This is a genomic window from Streptomyces lasiicapitis, from assembly GCF_014646335.1.
Classification (GTDB): domain Bacteria; phylum Actinomycetota; class Actinomycetes; order Streptomycetales; family Streptomycetaceae; genus Streptomyces; species Streptomyces lasiicapitis.
Map to the genome: position 1 here is coordinate 66074 of NZ_BMNG01000002.1, position 23042 is coordinate 89115.

The following is a 23042-nucleotide window of genomic DNA, read 5'->3' on the forward strand; positions in this document are numbered from 1 at the left end:
ACAGAATAGAACAGATGTTCCCTTGATCGTGCGAACGTGTCCCGGACCCGATTTGGGGCGCCGGTGCGCGGGGTGGTTGGCTGACCGTCCACCCCCTGGGACACCAACTGCTGGAGGAAGTGCAATGGCGCAGGTCGAGGCCACCACGGAGCGGATCATCGCGGCACAGCCGGAGGGCGTCTTCGATGCACTGGCCGACTACAGCGGCACGCGCGCGAAGATCCTTTCGGAGCACTTCAGTGAGTACGAGGTGCGCGAGGGCGGCGACGGCGAGGGCACCCTCGTCCACTGGAAGCTCCAGGCCACCAGCAAGCGGATCCGCGACTGCCTGCTCGAGGTGACCGAGCCCACCGACGGCGAACTCGTCGAGAAGGACCGCAACTCGTCCATGGTCACCACCTGGCGCGTGACCCCGGGGGGCGAGGGCGCCTCGCGCGTCGTCGTCTCCACGGTGTGGGACGGCGCGGGCGGCATCGGCGGCTTCTTCGAGAAGACCTTCGCGCCCAAGGGCCTCGGGCGGATCTACGACGCCGTGCTCGACAAGCTCGCCGCAGAGGTCGAGAAGTAGGCCCACCCGGCTGGTTGGGGCCCTCGCCCCGCCAACTCCCTTAACCCATCGGGGTTGTTGCCGCGCTCACCGTTTCGAGTGGTTTTCGCCGACGGCCCGGTTGTACGCCGTAGGGCTCCCACCGGCGCTTACGCGCGCCGGTGCGCGCCCGGGGGCAACTCGTCGCGCTTGCTCACAGTTGTCGCGTAATGCGAGAAATGGGCGGCGCAGGCGCGACGAGGGGAGCAGCAAGTGGGCGGGACGACGCTGGTGATGAGCGCCGGACACGGCGAACGGGCGGCTGCACAGGCCCCCACGGCCGTCGCGGAGCAGGGCGGGGCGCAGGAGCCGCCACCACCCCCGGACGCCGCCCAGATGCCCCCGCACGGGCTCAGCCCCGCCCGGGTCCGCATGGTCTTCGTCGGCCTCATGCTGGCCCTGCTGCTCGCGGCCCTCGAGCAGATGATCGTGGCCACCGCGCTGCCGAAGATCGTCGGCGAACTGCACGGCCTGGACAAGATGTCCTGGGCGATCACCGCGTACCTGCTGACCTCCACCGTGGGCCTGCCCATCTACGGCAAGCTCGGCGATCTCTTCGGGCGCAAGGGCGTCTTCCAGTTCGCCATCGTCGTCTTCGTGATCGGCTCGGCGCTCGCCGGCTGGTCGCGCACCATGGACCAGCTCATCGCCTTCCGTGCCCTCCAGGGCGTCGGCGCGGGCGGCCTCATGATCGGCGTCCAGGCGATCATCGCCGACATCGTGCCGCCCCGCGCGCGGGGTCGCTACATGGGCATGATCGGCGCCTCCTTCGGTCTCGCCTCCGTCGCGGGCCCGCTGCTCGGCGGCTTCTTCACCGACCATGTCTCCTGGCGCTGGTGCTTCTACTTCAACGTGCCGTTCGGCCTGGTCACCCTCCTCGTGGTCGCCCTCGTCCTGAAGCTGCCCAAGCCGGCCACCCGCGGCCGGCTCGACGTGCTCGGCGCGCTGCTGCTCGTCGCGGCCTCCACCTGCCTGGTGCTGCTCACCAGTTGGGGAGGCACCGAGTACGCCTGGGGCTCACGCGTCATCCTGGGGCTCGCCGCCGGGGCGGTCGTGTCGACCCTGCTCTTCCTGCTCGCCGAACGGTTCGCGGCAGAACCGATCATCCCGCTGCGCCTGTTCCGTGATTCGGTCTTCAACATCACGGGTCTAGTAGGCCTCGTCGTCGGCATCGCCCTCTTCGGAGCGGCCAGTTACCTGCCGACGTTCCTGCAGATGGTCGACGGCGCGAGCGCCACGGAGTCCGGGCTCCTGATGCTGCCCATGATGGGCGGCGTCGTCGGCGCGTCCATCGTCGCCGGCCAACTCATCAGCCATACGGGGCGCTACCGGATCTATCCGATCCTCGGCGGCGTCCTCTCCGTAGTGGGCATGTTCCTGCTCTCGCGGCTCGAATCGGACACGCCCCGACTGCACTACAGCATCTGGATGGCCGTCCTCGGCGCCGGAGTCGGCCTGGTCATGCCGGTGCTGATCCTCGCCGTGCAGAACGCCGCGCCGCCCGCCGACCTCGGCACCGCGACCAGCGCCAACAACTACTTCCGGCAGATCGGCGGCAGCGTCGGCGCGGCGGTCTTCGGCACGCTCTTCGCCGACCGCCTCACCGACGCCCTCGCCGACAGCCTGCCCGCGGGCGCCGACCTGCCGGACGCCGAATCGATCACCCCCCAGCTGGTCCACGCGATGCCCGCCCCGCTGCGCGAGGGCTACATCCAGGCGTACGCCGAGGCGATGCCGCGGATCTTCCTCTACCTGGTCCCGGTGCTCGTCCTCGGCCTGCTGCTCGCCTTCTTCCTCAAGGAGACCCCCCTCGTGTCCAGCGCAGTGTCATCGAAGACCCCGCACGCCCCCCTCGCGGAGCACGCCGCCGTCCCGGGGGCGCGCGCCCCGTACGCCGCCGGAGTGCCCGTCTGCGGCACCGTGCAGCACCCGGACGGCACCGTGGTGCCCCGCGCCGCCCTGACCCTCATCGACGTCGCGGGCCAGCAGATCGGGCGCGGCGCGAGCGGTGACGACGGCCGGTACGCGCTCGCCACCCCCGGTGCGGGATCGTTCGTGCTCATCGCCGCGGCGGGCGGCCACCAGCCGCAGGCCGTCACCGTCACCGTGGGCGAGCGCCCCGTGGAGCTCGACGTGGTCCTCGGCGGCGCGGGACGCCTCGCGGGCAGCGTGCTCACCGCCGACGGCGCGCCCGTCAGGGACGCCGCCGTGACCCTCACCGACGTACGCGGCGATGTCGTGGCCTCCACCCGCAGCGGCCGCGAGGGCGGCTACGTCATCACGGAGCTCGTGGCGGGCGAGTACACGCTCGCCGCCAGCGCGCCCGCGTTCCGCCCCGCCGCCCTGCCCGTCAGCGTGCAGGCCTCCCGGGAGACCCGCCAGGACATCGAACTCGCCGGGGGAGCGGTGCTGCGCGGCACCGTGCGGGCAGGCGGTGGGCGGCCCGTCGAGGACGCGCGCGTGACGCTGCTCGACGCCGCCGGCAACGTCGTCGACACCCTGACCACGGGCGCCGACGGCACCTTCCGGTTCGTCGACCTGTCGTCCGGCGAGTACACGGTGATCGCGGCCGGCTATCCGCCGGTCGCCACGGTCCTCCAAGTCGCGGGCGGCGGGCGGACGGAGCGGGACCTGCAACTGGGCCACGAGGACTGAGGCCGACGACGGGGGTCGGGCCCGGCAGGGTGGCAGGGCCCGACCAGGAGGTGGCCCGGATCCGCTCCGGAGGCGCCCCCTGCCGGGCCAATTCGCGGATAGCGCCGCACGGCAACCCGTGGCGGCCGTACGGTGGTTGGGGGCGGTGCAGATCTTGCCGCGCCGTGGGAAGGAGCCGAGGCCATGGAGCGTGGGATCCCGGACGGTGAGCCGGTGGCACACGGCGGCGTGTCCGGTCGAGTGCCCCTTGCCGTGGTCGTCGTCGACGGCGACGGCATGGTCTCCCACTGGAGCACCGGCGCGCGGCGCCTGTTCGGCCACACCAAGGAAGAGGCCGTCGGCCGCCCGGCGGGCGACCTGCTGCCCGTCTCCGGAGCCCTCCCGCGGGACGCCGGTGCCTACGGGGAGTACGACGTGCTCGGGCCCGACCTCGGCAGCTCCCTGGACGGCCGCATCTCCTACCCCGCGGCGGGCCGCGCCCGCCTGACCGCCTCCACGCGCGGGCGCGAGCGCATCGACGTCCTGTGGTGGGCCTACCCGCTCGTCGGGCCGGGACCGGAGCGGCTGCTCGTGCTCGCCGCCGACGCCGCGCGCCTGGCCGCCGCGGGCGACCCGGACGGCGGTCATGTGGAGCGCATAGCGCCCGGGTTCGCCCTGCACACGGACTTCCCCGGGGCGGACGAGCTCGCGGGCCGCCTCCCGGAGATCCTGCCGAGCATGAGCGTCGGCGAGAGCGCCCGTATCGTCGCGCAGGTCCTCGAACTGGGCTATCCCGTCCTGGAATTCAGCCAGCACGACCGCGTGCCCGTCACCCCCGACTGGGGCGTGCCCCGCCGTGCCGAGCGCCGGGCCCGCAGGCAGCGCGCCGAAGCGGCGGCGGCCGCCGGGCTCACGCCCCCGCCCGGCCCCCCGGAGGACGCCGACGACGACCTCGAATACGCGGCCGTGCGCGAGCACCTGGAGTTCCTCAACGAAGTGAGCGGGCGCATCGGCTCCTCGCTCGACCTGTCCCGGACCATCCAGGAGGTCAGCAGGGCCGTCGTGCCGCGCTTCACGGACGTCGCAGGCACGTATCTGCGCGAACAGGTCGTCGCCGGCGAGGGCTTCCCCGAAGGGGTGCCCGACGAGACCACGCTGTGGCACCGCGTCGCCGTGGAGCACACGGACGAGCCGGGCCGCTGGGACGACGTCGTGCCCGTCGGCGAGTCCATGCCGTTCCCCGCGCACACCCCGTTCTTCCAGTGCATGACGTCGGGCGAGCCCGTCCTCGTACCGCGCATCACCGAGGAGATGGGCAACGCCATCGCCTCACAGTTCGAGAAGCGCGACATCCGGCCGCTGATCAACCACCGTTCGATGCTCGTCGTGCCCCTGAAGGCACGCAATGTCGTCCTCGGCTTCATGATCCTGCTGCGCCACCGGGAGCGGCCCGTCTTCAACGACATGGACCGCGTCACGGGCGCCGAACTGGCCGCCCGCGCGGGGCTCGTCCTGGACAACGCCCGCATGTACACCTACCAGGAGTCGGTCGCCGACACCCTCCAGGACAGCATGCTGCCGCACATCCAGCCCCGCATGTCCGGCTGCGACATCGCGACCCGCTATCTGCCGGGCACCCTGCTCGGCCGCGTCGGCGGTGACTGGTTCGACTCGGTGAAACTGCCCGGCGCACGCACCGCGCTGGTGGTCGGCGACGTCATGGGGCACGGTCTGAACTCGGCCGCCATGATGGGCCAGTTGCGCACGGCCGTACAGACCATGGCCGCCCTCGATCTGCCGCCCGCCCAGCTCCTGCGCAACCTCGACGACCTCGCGCAGCGGCTCGGCGAGCACTATCTGGCGACCTGCCTGTACGCCGTGTACGACCCGATCGCGGGCGAACTGCACCTGGCCAACGCCGGCCACATCCCGCCCGTCCTGGTGCGTGCCGTGGACGGCCGCAGCGAACTGCTCGACCTGCCCACCGGCGCGCCCATCGGCGTCGGCGGTGTGCCGTTCGAGTCGGTGCGCGTGCGGGTCGCGCCCGGCGACCGCCTCCTGATGTGCACCGACGGCCTTGTCGAGGTGCGCGGCGAGGACATCGGCGTGGGCCTCGCCACGCTCGTCGAGTCGGCGGCCCACCCCGCCGCGTCCATGGACGACGCCTGCGACACGATCATCCGCGCCCTCGCCGTGACCTTCTCGAAGGCGGGACGCGGCGACCGGAAAGACGACGTGGCGCTCCTGATGGCCCGCCTCAACGGCGTGGTCTCCGCGGACGTCGGCCACTGGCGGCTCGCGCCGGACCCCAGCGAGGTCAGCAGGGCCCGCGACCTGGTCCGGACCCGGCTGCGCGACTGGGACCTCGACGCCCTCACGGACACCGCCGTGCTCCTGGTCAGCGAACTGATCACCAACGCCGTACGGCACGCGCGCGGAGGCCGCATCGGGCTGCGCCTGGTGCGCTCCGGGCGGCTGCTGTGCGAGGTCGAGGACGACGACGCGACGCTGCCGACGCTGCTCAGCGCGGGCCCCGGCGACGAGTTCGGGCGCGGCCTGCGCATCGTCACCAGCCTCGCCAAGGAGTGGGGCACCAGCCGGACGAGCGCGGGCAAGACCGTGTGGTTCGAGCTGCCGCTGCCCCGGTAGACGCGCGCCGGTGTGGCGCGTCGGTGTGGCGCGCGCCGGGGGAACACGTATCGAAAGCGCCGTGAAGGTGCGCGCGTGTGGCTTGTCGGGCGCTCCCGCGAGCGGTAGACCGATCTTGTCGTCGGGTTCGGCGGCGCCGTTCGCACCCTGGGGAGCTGGGCATGGGCATCACTAGTCGGTACCAGGAGGCCTGGGAGGGGTTCTGGAGCGAGGCACCCCGCGAGCCGGGCGCCGTGTTCTGGGACTCCGAGCCCGCCCTCACCGCGGGCATCCATCTGGCCCTGTTCGAGCCGCACTTGACCGCGCCCGGCCTCGCGCTCGTGGACCTCGGCTGCGGCAACGGCACCCAGACCCGCTTCCTCGCCGACCGCTTCCCGCGGGTCCTCGGCGTCGACGTGTCGGCGGCCGCCGTCGCACACGCCAGGGACGCGGACCCGGCGGGCCAGGCCGAGTTCCGGCAGCTCGACGCCGCCGAGAAGACCGAGGCCGAGCAACTCCACGCGGAACTCGGCGATGTGAACGTGTACATGCGCGGCGTACTGCACCAGTGCGAGGTCGCGGACCGGCAGCCGCTCGTCGACTCCATCGCGGCGCTGATCGGCGAGCGCGGGCGGGCCTTCGTCGTCGAGCTGGCCGAGGCGGCCGGGCCGGTCCTGCGCGGCCTGGTCCAGGCCGCGGGCGGCCCGCCGCCCAAGCTGGCCCCCGTCTTCGCACACGGCATCGCGCCGGGCGACGTGGCCGACGCCGCCGTACCCGAATTCGTCCGCTCGGCGGGCCTGACCGTGCTGGCGAGCGGCTCGATCCCGCTGGCCACGACCGAGTTCACCGCGGACGGCACACGCATCGAACTTCCGTCGAACTGGCTGGTCGTAGGGCATCGCGGGTGACGCTACTGGTCTAGGCCAGTGAGAGTTATCCACAGGCCTGGCACGGGGTCGGCGCGACCGCGTACGGTTTCGAGGCATGAAGATCCTCATCAGCGCCGACATGGAAGGCGCCACGGGCGTGACCTGGCCCGCCGATGTGCTGCCGGGCACGCCTCAGTGGGAGCGGTGCCGGTCGATGTTCACCTCGGACGTGAACGCCGCCGTGCTCGGCTTCTTCGACGGCGGTGCCGACGAGGTGCTCATCAACGAGGCGCACTGGACCATGCGCAATCTGCTCCTCGAACAGCTCGACGAGCGGGCCGAGATGCTCACGGGCAGGCACAAGTCGCTGTCCATGGTCGAAGGCGTCCAGCACGGTGACGTCGACGGCATCGCGTTCATCGGGTACCACGCGGGCGCGGGCATGGAAGGCGTCCTCGCGCACACCTATCTGGCCAACCAGATCACCGGCGTGTGGGTCGACGGCGTGCGCGCCAGCGAGGGCCTGCTGAACTCCCACGTCGTCGCGGAGTACGGCGTCCCGGTGGTCCTCGTCACCGGCGACGACCTGGCCTGCGAGGACGCCCTCGGCTATGCGCCCGGCGCGCTGAAGGTGGCCGTCAAGGACCATGTGTCGCGGTACGCGGCGGTGTGCCGCACACCGTCCCGCACCGCGGCCGACATCCGGGCCGCCGCCAAGGAGGCCGCGACCCTCGCCGTCCGGCACCAGCCCCTGGCCGGGGGCCCGTTCACCGTGGAGGTCGAGTTCGACGCCGAGCATCTGTCGATGGCGGCGACGGTTGTTCCTGGAGTGCGGCGCGTGGCGGAGCGGAAGGTCGCCTACACGAGCGACACCATGTACGAAGGCATCCGCACGTTCAAGGCGGTCACCACGATCGCCTCTGCCGCTGTTGAGGAGCAGTATGGCTGACCAGGTCGACTCTCAAGCACTGGACGAGGTCGTCCGGTTCACCTCCGATCTCATCCGCATCGACACCACCAACCGCGGCGACGGCGGCTGCCGCGAGCGCCCCGCCGCCGAGTACGCGGCCGAGCAGCTCGCGGGCGCCGGTCTGGAGCCCACGCTCCTGGAGCGCACGCCGGGCCGCACCAACGTCGTCGCCCGCATCGAGGGCACCGACCCGGGCGCGGAGGCCCTGCTGGTCCATGGCCACCTCGACGTCGTCCCGGCCGAGGCCGCCGACTGGCGGGTGCACCCCTTTTCCGGCGAGATCCGCGACGGCGACGTGTGGGGGCGCGGCGCCATCGACATGAAGAACATGGACGCGATGATCCTCGCCGTCGTCCGCAGCTGGCGGCGGGCGGGCGTGCGCCCGCGCCGGGACATCGTGATCGCGTTCACCGCCGACGAGGAGGCCAGCGCCCTCGACGGCTCCGGGTTCCTCGCCGACGAGCACGCCGCGCTGTTCGAGGGCTGCACGGAAGGCATCAGCGAGTCCGGCGCGTTCACCTTCCACGACGGCAGGGGCAATCAGCTCTACCCGATCGCGGCGGGCGAGCGCGGCACCGGCTGGCTCAAGCTCACCGCGCGCGGCAAGGCGGGCCACGGCTCCAAGGTGAACCGCGACAACGCGGTCAGCAGGATCGCCTCCGCCATCGCCCGCATCGGGGAGCACCGCTGGCCGGTGCGGCTCACCCCGACGGTGCGGGCGGCCCTCGTCGAACTCGCGGAGCTGTACGGCCTGGAGGCCGACCCCGACGCGCCCGGCTTCGACGTCGACGCCTTCATGGAGAAGCTCGGCCCCACCGCCGCCCTGGTCGAGCCCACGGTCCGCAACAGCGCCAACCCGACCATGCTCCAGTCCGGGTACAAGGTCAATGTGATCCCGGGCGAGGCCACGGCCTATGTGGACGGCAGATATCTGCCCGGCGGCGAGGAAGAGTTCCGCGCCACCCTTGACCTGCTCACCGGACCGGACGTCGACTGGGAGTTCCACCACCGGGAGGTGGCGCTGCAGGCGCCGGTGGACACGCCCACGTTCGCCAGGATGCGGGCGGCCGTCCAGGAGTTCGCGCCGGAGGGCCGCGTCGTCCCGTACTGCATGTCGGGAGGCACGGACGCCAAGCAGTTCTCCAGGCTCGGCATCCGCGGCTACGGCTTCTCGCCGCTGCGGACGCCCGAGGGCTTCGACTACCAGGCCCTCTTCCACGGAGTGGACGAGCGCGTGCCCGTCGAGGCACTGCACTTCGGCACCCGGGTGCTCGACCGCTTTCTGCGAACGGCCTGACCGACCTATGGGGGAGATGAACGACATGGCGCAGACCAAGCCGTACGGCTCATGGCTGTCCCCGATCGACGCGGCGCTCGCCGCGGCACACGACGGCGGCCCCGCGTTCGTCGGCTTCGTGGGGGACGAAGCCTGGTGGACGGAGCCGCGCCCCACCGAGGCCGGCCGGCGGGCCCTGGTGCGGCGCCGCGCGGGCGGCCAGGAGGAGTCGGTGCTGCCCGCGCCGTGGAACGTCCGCAACCGCGTCATCGAGTACGGCGGCCGACCCTGGGCCGCGGACGCGCGCCCCGGCGATCCGCGCGGGCCGCTCCTGGTGTTCGCGGACTACGCCGACCAGCGGCTGTACGCGTACGAGCCGGATGTCCCCGAGGCCGAGCCCAGACCCCTCACCCCGGTGTCCGGCGTCGGCGGTGGGCTGCGCTGGGCCGACCCGCGCGTGCACCTGGACCGCGGTGAAGTGTGGTGCGTCCTGGAGGAGTTCACCGGCGAGGAGCCGACGGACGTGCGGCGTGTGGTGGCCGCGGTGCCGCTGGACGGCTCGGCCGCCGAGGACCGCGCAGCCGTGCGGGAGCTGTCCGACGGGCGGCACGGCTTCGTCACCGGACCACGCCTTTCGCCGGACGGCGCGAAGGCCGCCTGGCTCGGCTGGGACCACCCGCGGATGCCGTGGGACGGCACGGAGCTGATGGTCGCCGACGTCCGCGCGGACGGCACCTTCGACGGCGCCCGCGTCTTCGCCGGTGGCCCCGAGGAGTCGATCGTCCAGGCCGACTGGGCGCCGGACGGGCGGCTGCTGTTCGTGAGCGACCGCACGGGCTGGTGGAACCTGTACCGGGCGGCGCCCGACGGCACGGCGGTGGCGCTCTGTCCGCGCGAGGAGGAGTTCGGCGGGCCCTTGTGGCAGCTCGGCCTCAGCTGGTTCGCGCCCCTGGACAGCGGTCTGATCGCCGTCGTGCACGGCACCGGCGCCACCGCGCTCGGCATCCTCGACCCGGAGACCGGCGAGGTCGTCGACGCCGCGGGCCCCTGGTCGGAGTGGTCGGCGTCCCTCGCCGTCAGCGGCACCCGCGTCGCCGGCATCGCCGCAAGCCCCCGCAGCGCCTACGAGGTCGTGGAGCTGGACACCCGCACCGGCCGCGCCCGCGTCATCGGCGCCGCGCACGACGACCCGGTCGACCCCACGTACTATCCGGAACCCCAGATCCGCACCTTCCTCGGCCCCGCGGGACGCGAGATCCACGCCCACATCTATCCGCCGCACCACCCCGGCCACATCGCCCCCGGCGACGAACTGCCGCCGTACGTGGTGTGGGCGCACGGCGGGCCCACCTCCCGCGCGCCCCTAGTCCTCGACCTGGCGATCGCCTACTTCACCTCGCGCGGCATCGGCGTCGCGGAGGTCAACTACGGCGGCTCGACGGGGTACGGCAGGGCCTACCGCAACCGGCTGCGGGAGCAGTGGGGCGTCGTCGACGTCGAGGACTGCGCGTCCGTGGCGCTCGCGCTCGCCGACGAGGGCACCGCCGACCGCGCGCGGCTCGCGATCCGCGGCGGCAGCGCGGGCGGCTGGACCACGGCGGCCTCCCTGACCACCACCGATGTGTACGCCTGCGGCACCATCCTCTACCCCATCCTCGACCTCGGCTCCTGGCGGGGCGTGGACACCCACGACTTCGAATCGCGCTATCTGGAGACGCTGGTGGGGCCCTACGCCGAGGTGCCGGGCCGGTACGAGGAGCGGTCGCCCGCGCGGCACGCCGACCGGATCACCGCGCCGTTCCTGCTGCTCCAGGGCCTCGACGACGTGATCTGTCCGCCCGCGCAGTGCGAGCGGCTCCTCGAGCGGATGGAGCGGCGCGGGGTGCCGCACGCGTACATCGCCTTCGAGGGCGAGGGGCACGGGTTCCGGCGCGCGGACACGGTGATCAGGGTTCTGGAGGCCGAACTGTCCCTGTACGCGCAGGTGTTCCGGCTCGAACCGGCGGGCGGCACGCCGACGTTGGAGCTGGCCAAGTGAGCGCCGGAGTCGGCCGGGCGAGCCGCCCAGCCCCTGCCTCCGTCCCGCCGCTGGTGCGGCCGCCGCGGCTGGTCCCCGGCGCCCGGGTCGCGGTCGTCGCCCCCAGCGGGCCCGTGCCCGAGGACCGGCTCGAAGCGGGCCTCGACCTGCTGCGCGGCTGGGACCTCGACCCTGTCGTCGCGCCGCATGTGCTCGACCGGCACGGGGAGTTCGGCTACCTCGCCGGGGCGGACGCGGACCGCGCGCGGGACCTGGAGCGGGCCTGGTGCGATCCGTCGGTGTCCGCGGTGTTCTGCGCGCGCGGCGGGTACGGGGCCGCGCGGATGGTGGAGCTCCTCGACTGGGACGCGATGCGGGCCGCGGGGCCCAAGGTGTTCCTCGGGTTCAGCGACATCACCACGCTGCACGAGGCGTTCGCGCGGCGCCTGGGGCTCGTGACGCTGCACGGGCCGATGGTCGCCGGGGCCGACTTCCTCAAGAACGCGCGGGCCCAGGAGCAGTTGCGGCTGACGCTCTTCGAGCCGGAGGCGGTGCAGATCATCGCCTCGCCCGGCCGGGCCCTCGTCGGCGGCCGGGCCCACGGGGTCACGCTCGGCGGCTGCCTGTCCCTGCTGTCGGCGGACCTGGGCGTGCCGGGGGCGCGGGTGTCCGCGCGGGGCGGGCTGCTGTTCCTGGAGGACACGGGGGAGGAGACGTACCGCATCGACCGCGTCCTGACGCAGCTCCTGCGTGCCGGATGGCTGGACGGGGTGGCGGGGGTCGCGCTCGGCTCCTGGGAGGAGTGCGATCCCTACGACGCCGTGCGCGCGGTACTGCTCGACCGCCTCGGTGGTCTCGGGGTGCCGATCGTGGAGGAGTTCGGGTTCGGCCACTGCGACGGCGCGCTGACGGTGCCGTTCGGGATACCGGGCGAACTGGACGCGGACGCGGGGACGTTGCGACTGGACGCGCCTGCGCTGGCGGCGGCCAGGGGCTGACAGCGGCCAGGGGCTGACGGCCGGCCGGAGGCGCCAAAGCGTGAGCCGAGTCGTGTGAAGCCGTGAGCCGAGCCGTGTGAAGCCGGTACTTATCGGGCGGAATCCGGTTGTCCAGGGCGTGGATATCTTTGTGTTCCGTTGTGCCGTGTCGTCCTCGTCGTTCCAGTCCCGCCGTGCTCGGCGCAGAGCGAGAGCGCCCCTCGCCGCGGTCGTCGGCGCCGCACTGATCGCACCCCTCGTGCTCGCCGCACCGCCCGCCGGAGCGGATGACGGCGGGGGCGGTGACAGGGGCCGCGAGAGGGGCGCGGTACACGCGTCCAGCGGCCGATACACGGTCACGCCGCTGAAGTTCACCGTCCCCGCGGGCGGGCGGAACTGCACGGTCGACGCCGATCTGTACCGCCCCGAGGGCGTCGACCGCGCCCACCGCGCGCCTGCCGTGCTCGCGACCAACGGGTTCGGCGGCAGCAAGGAAGACGGCGGGACGGCGGCCATCGGCAAGGCGGTCGCGGAGCGCGGGTATGTCGGACTCGTCTACTCCGGGCTCGGGTTCGGCAAGTCGGGGTGCCTGATCTCGCTGGACGACCCGGAGATCGACGGGAGGGCGGCCTCCGGGCTGCTCGACTTCCTCGCAGGTGAACGCGCCGCCGACAACGGCACCGTGGCGGACTTCGTCACCCGTGACGGCGCGGGCGACCCGCGCGTGGGCATGCTCGGCGGGTCGTACGGCGGAGCCATCCAGCTGGCGACGGCCGCCGACGACCCCCGCGTGGACGCCCTGGTCCCGCTCATCACCTGGAACGACCTGGCGTACTCGCTCGCCCCGAACAACGCCGTCGACCGCCTCGCCGAAGGCCACGAGGTGCCGGGCGCGGCCAAGTGGCAGTGGACGAACGGCTTCTACCTCATGGGCGAGGGCCAGCCGCTGCTCGTACCGAACCTCGATCCGTCGCGCATCAACGCCCTCGGCTGTCTGCACTTCGTCACCGAGGCGTGCGAGACGTTCCGCACCCTCAACTCCGGCCGCTACCCGGCGGACCGGACCCGGCGCTTCCTCGACTTCGCGCGCCGCGTGTCGCCCGCCTCGTACCTGCACAGGGTGAAGGCGCCCACGCTCCTTGTGCAGGGCCAGGCCGACACGCTCTTCAACCTCAACGAGGCCGAAGCGACGTACAGGACGCTCAAGGCGCACGGCACCACGGCGAAGATGATCTGGCAGTCCTGGGGCCACAGCGGCGGCATGGACGCACCGGCCGCCGGTGAACTCGACCTGGCGAAGGGAGATTTGGGGGCGAGCTACGCAGGCCGCCGCGTCCTCGCCTGGTTCGACCGCCATCTGCGGCACGACAGGAGCGCCGACACCGGCCCCGACTTCGCCTACCACCGGGACTGGATCGACGACCCCGACCGCGCGTACGCCACCGCGTCCGACGTGCCCGCGCTCACCCGCGAGCTGTACCTGTCGGCTGACGGCAAGCTCGTCGACAGCCCCGGGAAGGTGAAGCCCGGCAGCCGCGAGTACCGCAACCGGCTCGCGTCCACCAGCCACTCGGAAAGCTCGATGGCGGCCATGAACGGGCGGCCCGACCGGGCGCCGTACGACACGAAGGGCACGTACCTGGGCTGGACGACCGGCCCGCTGACCGCCCCCGTCGACGTCGTCGGCGCGCCCGAGGCCACGCTCCGCGTCCACTCGCCCACGACCGAACGCGTGCAGAACTCCGGCGACGCCGCCGACAAGCTGGTGCTTTTCGCCAAGCTGTACGACGTGGCGCCCGACGGCACCAAGACGCTGGTGCACCGCCTGATCGCACCGGTGCGGGTGCCGGACGTGCGGCGGCCGTTCAAGGTGTCGCTGCCGGGGATCGTGCACCGGTACGCGAAGGGGCACCGGATGCGGTTCGTGATCGCGGCGAGCGACGGGGCGTACGGCGGGAATCGTGGGGTGAAGCCGGTGACGGTGGTGAGCGGGCGCGGGGAGCCGGGGGAGCTGCGGCTTCCTGTGGTGGACGGCTCCTCGGGGTAGCGGTCGGCGCGCGACGGCTCGCGTGAAGTGATACCGGCGTGATCCCGGGCCCGGCATCATGGGGCCAGGACCGGGTGGGCTCGGGAAGGTGTGGGTTCGGGGGATGGCGCGGTCGCGGAGGTGGAGCGGCGTTCCGCAGCACGTCACCAATCGGTACGAGGGCGGCGGCGCGCACACCGTCGTGCAGGCCGGGGTCGTGCGCGGCGGCATCCATGTGCACCTGCGAGCGGAAGGGGCGCGGCAGCTCCGGCCCGCGCGCCGGGCGGTACTCGCGGTGGCGCTCGCCGCGTTCGGCGCGCAGGTGCTCCTGCGCGTCGCGGCCGACTGGCCCGCGCGGACGGCGGGAGCGCTGCTCCTCGCCGGGGCGCTCTGGCAGGCGCTCGTGGCGCTGCGTGACGCGCGGGCCGACGACGAGGTGTTCGTGCCGGACGACCGCCTCGACGCGGCGGCGGAGGTGCTCGCGTCCCGGCTGCGGTGCGTGTACGACCGCGAGGAGCGGCTGGCCCGGGTGTACGACCCGGTGCCCCTCCAGGTGCGCTGGGCCGCGGGGGACCCGACGCTCTCCGACCACTGGCGCGGCATCGGCGGCGCGGAGTCGGAACAGGCGCCCCTCGACGGTGAACTGGCCGACGTGGCGGACGCGTTCCGGCGGCTGCCGATGCGGCGCCTGGTGGTGCTCGGGGCGGCGGGTGCGGGGAAGTCGGTGTTGTCGCGGCGTCCGCCCGGGTGGCCCTGCTGGCGCAGGCCTGGGCGCTGACGCCGTGGGGCCGTTTCGTCGTGGCCCGCACGTATCTCGCCGCGACGCGCAGACTTCCCTGGCGGCTCCACGCCTTCCTGGAGGACGCCCACCGGCGCGGAGTGCTGCGCCACAGCGGCGGTGTCTATCAATTCCGGCACATGGAACTGCGGGATCGGCTCGCCCGCCATGACAGCGGTGACGGGGGCGCGAGGGATGCGCGGGGGGCTCGGAGCGTGCGGGGCGTGCGGGGCGTCAGCGGCGACGGGGACGCACGGGCGCGGGCCGAGCCCGCGGAGACGGATTTCTGGTTCCGCACGGTCCGCCGCATCCGCGTACGTTCCGCCGCGATGTCCCTGCGCCGCTCGCTCGACCACGGCTCGCTGGGGGTGGCCGTGTCGCTCCTCCTCACGACCGCCCTGTTCGTCTGGTCCTTCACCGCCCTGCAGTCCATACCGAACGCCCCGGGCCCCTACACCTCGGTGCCGGAAGCCTGCTCCCTGCTCGGCCGGTCCGAACTCCGCCCGGTGATGCCCGACCCGGAGCTCGCTGCCGTTGAGCCCGGCCAGTGCGTATGGATCGAACAGGGGCCGGGCCGCGGAGCCATTCTCCGGGTCATCGTCAAAGTGGCGCGGGCGGACCGGATCGCGGGCGCGGTGAGCTGGGCCGACTCGATGGTACGGGGGAACGGCAAGGCCGGTCATCCCGCCCTGCGAGGCGTCGGCGACCGGGCCACCGGCATGACGGAACCGTCGGCGTTGGACGGTGGAGGGCGTAAGGCCACGGTCTTCGCCCGCGTCGGAAACGTATTCACCATGACGACGTACGACGAGCAGTACGCCGACGCCGACCGCGCCATGGCGGTGGCCGGAGCCCTGACCCGCCGTGTGCTGCACAACGCGGGCCTCCCCGTCCCGCCGGGCCCCCGCCTCAAGACCGCCCCCCTCACCCGAACGGCCCACCCCGCCCCACCCCCGGCGACACCCACCGTGCGAGATCGCGTGCCGCTGCCCATCCTGGAGCCGGGAGAGCCGCCTGGCAGGCGGTCGGTGCGGTGACGGAACGGAAGGGTCCACATATGAGCCCCAAGAGCTCCGCGGGTGGCTCGAAGAGCCCCTCCAAGGGTGGTGTGGGTGCGCTGATGACGCCCGGCCGGGTGGCCGTCGCGGCGGTCGCCCTGCTCACGCTCATCTTCATCTTCGAGAACACCCGCAGCACCAAGATCCGGCTGCTGATCCCGGAAGTCACCGTGCCGCTGTGGATGGCGCTGCTCGGCACCGGTCTCATCGGCGCCCTGTGCGGGGCGTTCTTCGTCAGCCGGCGCAAGTGAGGGCGGCACGGGAGCAGGCAGAGGGGCGGCCGACGTGACGGTGTCCGTCGCCGGGTAACGTGGCCTGATGCTGCGCCCCCACACCTCCCACCTGGCCAATGGCCCCCGCGTGGGCATCCGCCGGTACACCAGGGCGGACGCCGCCGAGTTCACGGCGCGGGCACGGGAGAGCCGCGAGCTGCACCGGCCGTGGCTCTTCCCGCCGACCACGGACGAGGCCTACGCGGCGTACGCGCGGGCGCTGACCGCGGACCAGACCAAGGCCGGATTCCTCGTCCACGAGCGCGCGGACGGCGCCCTCGCGGGCTTCATCAACATCAACAACATCGTCGAGGGCGGCTTCCGCAGCGGGGCGCTCGGATACGGCGCCTTCGCGCACGCCGCCGGACGCGGACTCATGAGCGAGGGGCTCGAACTCGTCGTGGGGTACGCCTTCGGGGAGCTGCGGCTGCACCGCCTGGAGATCAACGTCCAGCCCGGCAACGCCGCGTCCATCGCCCTCGCCCGCCGCGCGGGCTTCCGCCTGGAGGGCTTCTCGCCCGACTTCCTCTTCATCGACGGCGCGTGGCGCGACCACCAACGATGGGCCCTCACCGCGGAGATGACGAAGGCGCGGGCAGGCGCGTAGACGCGCGCCCGCCAAGGCTGTTGAACGAGCCGCCGTCCCTCCCGCAGGATGGCGCCATGCGTAACATCGTGATCATCGACGCCCCCTCCAACCTGGGCCTGCGCCCGCCCGCCCCCGGCACCGTGCCCGGCTGCTACAAGCTCGCGGGAGCGCTGCGCGAACGCGGCATCGTGCGGCGCCTGAACGCCTTCGAAGGCGGTGTCGTGGTGCCGCCGCGCTACGACCGCGGCGACTGGAAGGAGGGCGACGGCGTCTTCAACGCGGCCGCCATCGCCGCCTACACGCCGAAGCTCGCCGACCGCATCGAGCGGCACGTGCGCGCCGGTGACCTGCCCGTCGTCCTCGGCGGCGACTGCTCCATCCAGCTCGGCGCGTCCCTCGCGCTGCGCCGCCTCGGACGGTACGGACTCGCGGCCGTCGACGCCTCCGCGGACTTCCGCCACCCCGGCAACTCCGACGGCGTCGGCGCCGCGGGCGGCGAGGAACTCGCGCTCGCCACCGGCCGCGGCCAGCGCGACCTCACCGACATCGAAGGCCTGCGCCCCTACCTGCGCGACGAGGACGTACGGCTCTTCGGCATGCGCGACGAGGACGAGGACCGCGCCGAACTCGGCGAGCTGCGGATACCGACCGTCACGGTCGGCGAGCTGCGCCAGTGGGGCGTCGACGACGTGGCCCGCTCGGCCCTCAAGAGCCTGGAGAACACCGCCCTCGACGGCTTCTGGGTGCACCTCGACGCCGACGTCCTCGACCCGTCCGTGATGCCGGCCGTCGACAGCCCCGACGCCGACGGCCTGCACCCCGACGAACTCCTCGCGCTGCTGCGCCCGCTGGTCCGCTCGCCGCGCTGCGTCGGGCTCAACGTCACCATCTACGACCCGGACCTCGACCCGGAAGGCACCGCGGGCGACGTACTCACCGACGTCGTCGTCGCGGCCTTCGCGCAATCCTGACCCACGAAGGCCGACGTAGCCCCTGGCCGGGGCGGCGCCGAGCGTGTTCCATGGTCATCGGGGCAGCACCCGAACTGAGGAGGACGCCTTGGCGACGACCGTGCGACGCGACGTACTGACCCTGCCGGCGGCCGAGTTGGGGCCGGAGAACCCGCTGCCGCCGCTCCGGCCGCTCGACGAGGCGCACCGGCTCGACGACCGGGACATACGGGGGCTGCCGCGCGACATGGCACGCCAGCTCGCCTACGAACCGCTGCGGTCCGTGCTGCCCGCCCGCCTCCGCGACGGCTACGGCCGCGCACGCACCCCGACGGCCTTCGAGACGATCGTCATCGAGAACGAACGCCTTCGCGTCACGGTCCTGCCCGGCCTCGGCGGCCGGATCCACTCGCTCTTCCACAAGCCCACCGACCGCGAACTGCTCTACCGGAACCCGGTGTTCCAGCCCGTCGACTTCGCGCTCAACGGCGCCTGGTACTCCGGCGGTATCGAGTGGAACATCGGCGCCACCGGCCACACGGCGCTGTCCTGCGCGCCGCTGCACGCCGCGCGCGTGACCGCGCCCGACGGCGGCGAGATGGTGCGCCTGTGGGAGTGGGAGCGGCTGCGCGACACCCCGTTCCAGGTCGACCTGTGGCTGCCTGAGGACTCCGACTTCCTGCATGTCGGCGTACGCGTCCGCAATCCGCACGAGAAGCCGGTGCCCGTCTACTGGTGGTCCAACATCGCCGTGCCCGAGGAGCGGCGGGTGCTCGTACCGGCCGACGAGGCCTGGCACTTCGGGTACGCGCGTACGCTGCGGAAGGTGCCGGTACCGGAGTACGAGGGCGCCGACCGCTCGTATCCGCTCCGGGGCGAGTTCCCCGCCGACTACTTCTACGACCTGCCCGACGGGGCGCGCCGCTGGATCGCGGCGGTCGACACCGACGGGCACGGACTCGTCCAGACGTCGACGGCTCCGCTGCGCGGTCGCAAACTCTTCCTCTGGGGTTCGGGGCCCGGCGGGCGGCGCTGGCAGGAGTGGCTGACCGAGCCCGGCACGGGCGGCTACGCCGAGATCCAGGCCGGGCTCGCGCGCACGCAGTTGGAGCACGTACGGCTCGACGCGAAAGCCGAGTTCGCGTGGCTGGAGTCGTACGGGCCGCTGGCCGCGGCGCCCGACGTGGTGCACGGCGGCGACTGGGCCGCCGCGCGCGCCGAGGCGGAGGGGCGGCTCGCCGAGGCGCTGCCCGCCGCGGCGGTCGACGCGGCGTACGAGGCGTGGCGGGCGTGCGCCGACACCGAGCCCGGTGAGGTGCTTGCCGTCGGGTCGGGGTGGGGTGCCCTCGAAGTCGTGCGCGCGCAGTACAAGTTGCCCGGCACGCCCTTCGCCGAGTCCACGCTCGGGCCGGAGCAGGAGCCGTGGCTGGAGCTGTTGCACAGCGGGGCCGTGCCGGAGCCCCGGCGGGTCGGGCCGCCCGGGCCCACGCTGGTCGCCCCACACTGGCGGGACATGCTGGAGACCGCGCCGGCGCGGCCGCTCGCCGAGTACCACTTGGGCGTGGCGCAGTGGCATGCCGGGGACCTGGCGCAGGCCGTACGCAGTTGGGAGCGGGGGCTCGAACTCTCGCCGTCGCGGTGGCCGTTGCTGCGGTGTCTGGCGGTCGCCGACCACGAGTCGGGGCACCTCGAGCGTGCCGCGGACCGCTACGCGGAGGCCTTCGACGACCTTTGCGCGGAGCGGCGGGACGACGGGGTGGTGTGGCGTGGGGTGACTGCCGCGTTGGGGCGGGAGGCGGTGGGGGTGTTGTTGGCTGCGGGGCGCTGCGCTGTGGCCCGGGCGGTGTGGGACCGGGTCCATCCGCGGACCCGGGCCTCCGGGCGGTTTCGGCTCATCGAGGCCCAGTTGCTCCTGGCGGAGGGGGAGGTTGCCGCTGCGCGGGGGGTGTTGGAGGCGGGAGTTGAGGTGGCGGATCTTCGGGAGGGGGATGAGGTGCTGGGGGAGGTCTGGGCGGTGGTTGGTGGTGGGGCGCCGTTGCCGGGGAGGTATGACTTTCGGATGCGGCCGTAGGGGGTGGTGCCCTCGCGGGGTGCGCCCCAGTCCCGCCCCTTTCCCGTAACCAGGGGCTGCCGCCCCTGGACCCCGCTGTCGGCCTGAACGGCCTCGTCCTCAAACGCCGGACGGGCTATGTCCCACCCCGCCGCCCTGACTGGCACGACGGCACGCAGTCGGCACTATCAGCCCGTCCGGCGTTTGAGGACGAGGCGCGGAGCGCCGACAGGGGGAGAGGGGCGAAGCCCCATACGGGACGGGGAGTGGCGGAACGGGTGGACAGGGGCGGGTGGGTGGGGAGATGGCCCCCGGGGGGTCAGGGCGTGTGCGGGGCGTTGCGGTCGACGTACTCGAAGACCGCGCCGTCGGGGTGCATCGCGATGAGGTTGCGCCCGGCGGGCGTGGGCACGGGCCCGGCGACGATGTGTGCCCCCGACGCGGTGAGCGTCGCGTGCGCCTCGTCGACGTCCTTGACGGCGATCGTCGCGGCCACCTTGCGCAGCACTTCCAGCTCCGCCTCCGGCCCGCTCATGAGCAGAAAGCACCCGACGGAGGCGACGGACACGCCGCCCCGCTCGAAGCGCATCGCTGTGCTGCCCGTCAGCCGTTCGTAGAACGCGACGGACGCCTCCAAGTCCCTGACGCAGACACGCAGCACGGTTCCCAGGATTTCCATGGGGACGAGCCTAGTTGGCGTCGCGGGGACAGGAGATCGTTTCAACTCACCTCGCCCGTCCGCGCGCAGCCGTTACGCGGCACAAGCGGCGGGTACCCGTCCGCTCCGACCGTTTCGGTCGGGAAGTCGGACAGGAAGGACGAGAACATGCCGGTCCAGGACAAGAACGTACCGCTGCCGGACAAGGCACTGGGCGACGCACTGTCGCACGTCGTGCACGACGCGGTGCGCGAGTCCCTGCGGGATTCGCTGCGTACGGTGCTGCGCGAAGAGCTGCGGGAGGAACTGCGCGCCGAGCTGTCCAGGGCGACGCGGAAGCAGCGCCGCAAGGCCGCTCTGTACGCCGCCTCCGGCGCGGTCGGCCTGTACGCGGGCGCCGCGGCCGCGCTCACCCTCGGCCTGGTCATCGCGCTTGGCCTGCCCGGCTGGGCGGCCGCGCTGATCGTGACGGCGTTGCTTGCCGTTGCCGCGGTGCTGATGCGGAACGCTGCGCGGGCTGAGCGGAGCGGTGTCGGCGGTGTCCCCGCTGCCCCGAAGACCCCGCCCACCGGCGGCACCGCCGGATTCCCCACGGTCCCGCCGTCCGCCGGTCCGGGCACCCCCGGTACCCCGGAAACCCCCGGCGCCGGGCCGCCGCCGCCCCTGGCCCCCAAGTCCCGTGGACCGCTGGAGTGACCGCGAGCGGGGTAGCCGCAGTGTCGCGCTGCGCGCTCGTCCTCAATCTCCCCCAAGCTCTTAAGGAGCAGGGGGGACCCCCTCGACGGGCTGAAAATGCTCCGCCGCACCGCCGCCGTGGTGGCCGCAGTGTCGCGCTGCGCGCTCGTCCTCAAACGCCGGACGGGCTCAAATCCCCCGGCCGTCACCGCGTGGTCCACCCCACCCTCCTGATCACCTCATCCGCGATCTCCCCCACCGCCCTGTCGTCCGTCGTGACGCGATGGGTGTCCGGTGGGACATGGGTGTCAAGGCGGTGGGCCATGTACGCGCTGCGGCGGAGCTGTTGTTCCAGTTCTGAGCCCAACTCGCGTTGCCGCAAGCGTCGTTCGGCCGTGTCGTCCGTGGCTGTGAGGAGTACGCGGACGATGCGGGGCGTGCCGAGCGCCTCGGTGAACAGCCACTCCTCGGAGGGCAGGACGCACGCGGTGTTCGTGTAGACGAGGCGGCGGCAGCCGAGTTCGGCGTAGTTCGCCCACAGGGCGGCGAGGTTGCGGCGGGTGAGGTGCGAGCGGTGCGGGTCGCCCGGTGGGGCGGGGTGGACGATGTCCAGGAGGTCGCCCTCGATCAGGGCGTGGCCGACGTCCGCCGCCCGCAGCCGCGCCGCCACCTCCCAGCCCACCGACGTCTTGCCCACCCCCGAACGCCCGCCGATCAGCACGACTTCGGGCGCATGCCCTGTGTTCGCCACATGCCCCGCGTACTCCGTGTTCTCCATGGTCATGGAGCGCGAGCCTGCCAGCCCTCCGCCCCCTCACGCGACCCGGTATTCCTCCACGTCCGGCGTGCGCAGGAGCAGGCCGTGGCCCGTGCCGCCGTCGGGGCGGACCGTGCCGCCGGTCGGGTCGAGGGCGCCGTCGAAGAACATCGACTCGATGCGGACGTGGTCGTGGTACCACTCCACGTGCCGCAGATTCGGTACGCACGCCGCGACCGCCGCGTGCGCGTGCGGGGCGCCGCGCGCGGACATCTCCAGGCCGTGCGCCTGGGCGAGCGCGGCGGCGCGCAGCCACTCGGTGAGGCCGCCGCAGCGGGTGGCGTCGGCCTGGAGGCAGTCGACGGCGGGGATCATCCGGGCGAAGTACGCGAGGTCGCAGCCGTACGCGCCCGCCGCGACGTCGCAGACCAGCGCGTCACGGACCAGTGAGAGCCCGCGCAGGTCGTCCGACGACACCGGCTCCTCGAACCAGCCCACGCCGTGCTCGGCGAGCACCCGGCCGATGCGCACGGCCTGCTTGCGGGTGTACGCGCCACCCGCGTCGACGTACAACTCGGCCTTCTGTCCGATGACTTCGCGCGCCGTGCGCACCCGCGCCACATCGCGCGCCGCCGCACGGCCCCAGCCCTCACCGACCTTTATCTTGACGCGCGGGATGCCCTGCCCGTGCACCCAGCCGTTGAGCTGGGCCGCCAGATGCGTGTCGTGGTACGTGGTGAAGCCGCCGCTGCCGTACACCGGCACGTCGTCACGGGCGGCGCCGAGGAGACGTACCAGAGGCACTTCGAGCAGCCGGGCCTTGAGGTCCCACAGGGCGATGTCCAGGGCCGAGATGGCGCGGCACGCGAGGCCGGGGCGGCCGGTGTCGCGCACGGCCTTGGTCAGCGCGTCGTGGGCCGCGGGGATGGAGAGGGCATCGCGGCCGGTCAGGACGGGCGTGAGCTGTTCGCGTACGAAATCGGCGGTCGCGGCGGGCGCGTAGGTCCAGCCGGTGCCGGTGGCGTCGCCCGCGGTGACCTCCGCCACGACGATCGTCGTGGTGTCCCAGGCGGACGTGCCGTCGGCCTCAGGGCCGTCCGCCGGAATCGTGTACGCCGACACGACCGGCGGCTCGACGCGGACGTATCCGGACTCGGCCATGGCGCGCCTCTCGGTTGCGGTCGGCGGGCGCGGGCGGGCGCCGCCGGACGGCGTACGGGCCGGGTTGCCCGGAGACGTGACCGCAAACGGCGGGCGTTTCGCCCCGGCGGC

The 23042-nt window shown here is 73.1% G+C and carries 19 protein-coding genes; 16 read left to right on the forward strand and 3 right to left on the reverse strand.

What is annotated here, in order from left to right; translation table 11 throughout:
• The first annotated feature begins 124 nt into the window (after positions 1 to 124).
• The 15 genes from IEY91_RS03800 to IEY91_RS03870 all read left to right on the forward strand — a co-directional run bounded on the left by IEY91_RS03800 (position 125) and on the right by IEY91_RS03870 (position 19701).
• Complete coding sequence (locus IEY91_RS03800) at positions 125 to 568, forward strand: SRPBCC family protein (RefSeq protein WP_164318693.1); 444 nt, start codon at positions 125 to 127, stop codon at positions 566 to 568.
• Between the two features lie 231 nt (positions 569 to 799).
• Positions 800 to 3241 (forward strand): MFS transporter, encoded by a 2442-nt coding sequence (locus IEY91_RS03805; protein ID WP_352317603.1) that lies wholly within the window; start codon positions 800 to 802, stop codon positions 3239 to 3241.
• 183 nt (positions 3242 to 3424) lie between these two features.
• Positions 3425 to 5869: an ATP-binding SpoIIE family protein phosphatase gene (locus IEY91_RS03810; RefSeq protein WP_189172842.1), complete on the forward strand. Its 2445-nt coding sequence runs from the start codon at positions 3425 to 3427 to the stop codon at positions 5867 to 5869.
• Positions 5870 to 6030: 161 nt separating this feature from the next.
• Complete coding sequence (locus tag IEY91_RS03815) at positions 6031 to 6756, forward strand: class I SAM-dependent methyltransferase (protein WP_189172843.1); 726 nt, start codon at positions 6031 to 6033, stop codon at positions 6754 to 6756.
• Between the two features lie 76 nt (positions 6757 to 6832).
• Positions 6833 to 7666 (forward strand): M55 family metallopeptidase, encoded by an 834-nt coding sequence (locus tag IEY91_RS03820; protein WP_189172844.1) that lies wholly within the window; start codon positions 6833 to 6835, stop codon positions 7664 to 7666.
• Positions 7659 to 8984 carry a M20/M25/M40 family metallo-hydrolase gene (locus IEY91_RS03825; protein ID WP_189172845.1) on the forward strand — a complete coding sequence of 442 codons (1326 nt, stop codon included), beginning with the start codon at positions 7659 to 7661 and terminating at the stop codon, positions 8982 to 8984. The genes IEY91_RS03820 and IEY91_RS03825 overlap by 8 nt, the downstream gene beginning before the upstream one ends.
• 16 nt (positions 8985 to 9000) lie before the next feature.
• Positions 9001 to 11001 (forward strand): dipeptidyl-peptidase 5, encoded by a 2001-nt coding sequence (locus tag IEY91_RS03830; RefSeq protein WP_164318683.1) that lies wholly within the window; start codon positions 9001 to 9003, stop codon positions 10999 to 11001.
• The gene (locus IEY91_RS03835; protein WP_229696691.1) at positions 10998 to 11978 is read left to right on the forward strand and encodes a S66 peptidase family protein; all 981 of its coding nucleotides are present in this window, start codon (positions 10998 to 11000) and stop codon (positions 11976 to 11978) included. The genes IEY91_RS03830 and IEY91_RS03835 overlap by 4 nt, the downstream gene beginning before the upstream one ends.
• 145 nt (positions 11979 to 12123) lie before the next feature.
• A complete protein-coding gene (locus IEY91_RS03840) occupies positions 12124 to 14004 on the forward strand; it encodes a CocE/NonD family hydrolase (RefSeq protein WP_189172846.1) in 1881 nt (626 codons plus the stop codon).
• Positions 14005 to 14107: 103 nt separating this feature from the next.
• Entirely contained in the window at positions 14108 to 14761 is a 654-nt protein-coding gene (locus tag IEY91_RS03845; RefSeq protein ID WP_189172847.1) for a hypothetical protein, read from the forward strand.
• Complete coding sequence (locus IEY91_RS03850) at positions 14731 to 15798, forward strand: hypothetical protein (RefSeq protein ID WP_189173149.1); 1068 nt, start codon at positions 14731 to 14733, stop codon at positions 15796 to 15798. The genes IEY91_RS03845 and IEY91_RS03850 overlap by 31 nt, the downstream gene beginning before the upstream one ends.
• A gap of 20 nt (positions 15799 to 15818) precedes the next feature.
• A complete protein-coding gene (locus IEY91_RS03855; RefSeq protein ID WP_164318677.1) occupies positions 15819 to 16070 on the forward strand; it encodes a LapA family protein in 252 nt (83 codons plus the stop codon).
• 67 nt (positions 16071 to 16137) lie between these two features.
• Positions 16138 to 16698 carry a GNAT family N-acetyltransferase gene (locus IEY91_RS03860; protein WP_189172848.1) on the forward strand — a complete coding sequence of 187 codons (561 nt, stop codon included), beginning with the start codon at positions 16138 to 16140 and terminating at the stop codon, positions 16696 to 16698.
• 56 nt (positions 16699 to 16754) lie between these two features.
• On the forward strand, positions 16755 to 17651 hold the full coding sequence (locus IEY91_RS03865; protein ID WP_189172849.1) for an arginase family protein: 897 nt from the start codon (positions 16755 to 16757) through the stop codon (positions 17649 to 17651).
• A gap of 88 nt (positions 17652 to 17739) precedes the next feature.
• Positions 17740 to 19701 (forward strand): DUF5107 domain-containing protein, encoded by a 1962-nt coding sequence (locus IEY91_RS03870; protein WP_189172850.1) that lies wholly within the window; start codon positions 17740 to 17742, stop codon positions 19699 to 19701.
• A 298-nt stretch (positions 19702 to 19999) separates the two neighbouring features.
• On the opposite strand, the gene IEY91_RS03875 is transcribed toward IEY91_RS03870, so the two are convergent.
• The gene (locus IEY91_RS03875) at positions 20000 to 20359 is read right to left on the reverse strand and encodes a VOC family protein (RefSeq protein ID WP_189172851.1); all 360 of its coding nucleotides are present in this window, start codon (positions 20357 to 20359) and stop codon (positions 20000 to 20002) included.
• Positions 20360 to 20506: 147 nt separating this feature from the next.
• On the opposite strand from IEY91_RS03875, the gene IEY91_RS03880 reads away from it, so the two are divergent.
• Positions 20507 to 21034, forward strand: coding sequence for a phage holin family protein (locus IEY91_RS03880; RefSeq protein WP_189172852.1), 528 nt, complete (start codon positions 20507 to 20509; stop codon positions 21032 to 21034).
• A gap of 184 nt (positions 21035 to 21218) precedes the next feature.
• On the opposite strand, the gene IEY91_RS03885 is transcribed toward IEY91_RS03880, so the two are convergent.
• Positions 21219 to 21797, reverse strand: coding sequence for a DEAD/DEAH box helicase family protein (locus tag IEY91_RS03885; RefSeq protein WP_229696692.1), 579 nt, complete (start codon positions 21795 to 21797; stop codon positions 21219 to 21221).
• A gap of 30 nt (positions 21798 to 21827) precedes the next feature.
• The gene (locus IEY91_RS03890) at positions 21828 to 22931 is read right to left on the reverse strand and encodes an enolase C-terminal domain-like protein (RefSeq protein ID WP_189172853.1); all 1104 of its coding nucleotides are present in this window, start codon (positions 22929 to 22931) and stop codon (positions 21828 to 21830) included.
• Between the last annotated feature and the right edge of the window lie 111 nt (positions 22932 to 23042).

Excerpts from the sequence above, each read along its gene's own strand:
- IEY91_RS03890 (WP_189172853.1), bottom strand. The coding sequence starts at position 22,931 with ATGGCCGAGTCCGGATACGTCCGCGTCGAGCCGCCGGTCGTGTCGGCG.
- IEY91_RS03860 (WP_189172848.1), top strand. The coding sequence starts at position 16,138 with ATGCTGCGCCCCCACACCTCCCACCTGGCCAATGGCCCCCGCGTGGGC.
- IEY91_RS03885 (WP_229696692.1), bottom strand. The coding sequence starts at position 21,797 with ATGACCATGGAGAACACGGAGTACGCGGGGCATGTGGCGAACACAGGG.
- IEY91_RS03845 (WP_189172847.1), top strand. The coding sequence starts at position 14,108 with ATGGCGCGGTCGCGGAGGTGGAGCGGCGTTCCGCAGCACGTCACCAAT.
- IEY91_RS03855 (WP_164318677.1), top strand. The coding sequence starts at position 15,819 with ATGAGCCCCAAGAGCTCCGCGGGTGGCTCGAAGAGCCCCTCCAAGGGT.
- IEY91_RS03875 (WP_189172851.1), bottom strand. The coding sequence starts at position 20,359 with ATGGAAATCCTGGGAACCGTGCTGCGTGTCTGCGTCAGGGACTTGGAG.
- IEY91_RS03825 (WP_189172845.1), top strand. The coding sequence starts at position 7,659 with ATGGCTGACCAGGTCGACTCTCAAGCACTGGACGAGGTCGTCCGGTTC.
- IEY91_RS03820 (WP_189172844.1), top strand. The coding sequence starts at position 6,833 with ATGAAGATCCTCATCAGCGCCGACATGGAAGGCGCCACGGGCGTGACC.
- IEY91_RS03800 (WP_164318693.1), top strand. The coding sequence starts at position 125 with ATGGCGCAGGTCGAGGCCACCACGGAGCGGATCATCGCGGCACAGCCG.
- IEY91_RS03880 (WP_189172852.1), top strand. The coding sequence starts at position 20,507 with ATGCCGGTCCAGGACAAGAACGTACCGCTGCCGGACAAGGCACTGGGC.
- IEY91_RS03865 (WP_189172849.1), top strand. The coding sequence starts at position 16,755 with ATGCGTAACATCGTGATCATCGACGCCCCCTCCAACCTGGGCCTGCGC.
- IEY91_RS03810 (WP_189172842.1), top strand. The coding sequence starts at position 3,425 with ATGGAGCGTGGGATCCCGGACGGTGAGCCGGTGGCACACGGCGGCGTG.
- IEY91_RS03815 (WP_189172843.1), top strand. The coding sequence starts at position 6,031 with ATGGGCATCACTAGTCGGTACCAGGAGGCCTGGGAGGGGTTCTGGAGC.
- IEY91_RS03830 (WP_164318683.1), top strand. The coding sequence starts at position 9,001 with ATGAACGACATGGCGCAGACCAAGCCGTACGGCTCATGGCTGTCCCCG.